Genomic DNA, 654 nt, shown 5'->3' with positions numbered 1-654 from the left:
CCGTTGTTTCTGGGTGACTTCTCCCCAATTTCCTTGCATACCGAGAGCATCAATAAAGATCGGCACGAACTGATCTAATGTGAAAGTGCCTAGCTGCTGACAGATTTCTATAGCCTCATTGATGCTTTTTACAAGTGGCGTTTGGCTTTCAGTGCGAGTTAGCTGATCTCGGATTAGCCTGACTTGTGTATCACTAAGTTCCCATTTATTTTCGTTAAAATGGTTGGTGTATTCTTGTCCTAGATCAGTTAATGAGAAGCCATTTTCATTTATCTGTAGTAAACCTAAGTCTTGTAACGCTCGTCCTAAATGGCGGATTCGCTCTTTTGGATGCTTTACATCATCTCCAGAAAGCAGAATCGTTCCTTGATTCGAGATCAATTCATCTAAGGTAATTATATCTGGGCCGTGATCATGTAGGTATTTCACAATACCTTGCCCAGCATACAGATGGCTTATCGTATAGTTAAAGCTTACTAATTGTTCTGGTTCCTCATTTGAGTTACTAATGACCTTATTTACATATTCGTTATAGTTGGTAACAGCATTATTAAGATCAGAGATTAGCTGCTCATCCTCTGGCAGATGATCTATATCGTATCGATAATACGCGATGGTAGATACTTGGTAATCCTGACCTAGACCCCCAGATGT

Annotated in this window: 1 protein-coding gene; it reads right to left on the bottom strand. The window is 40.1% G+C overall.

Going from position 1 to position 654, the window contains the following annotated elements; genetic code table 11:
* A partial coding sequence (locus AC1DUA_RS39880; protein ID WP_477504910.1) for an MrcB family domain-containing protein occupies positions 1–654 on the bottom strand: 654 nt, incomplete at both ends.

The organism is Paenibacillus sp. 01T422 (genome assembly GCF_056398785.1).
Note: the sequence above shows the minus strand (reverse complement) of the source record. Positions and strands in the feature narration are given on the sequence as shown.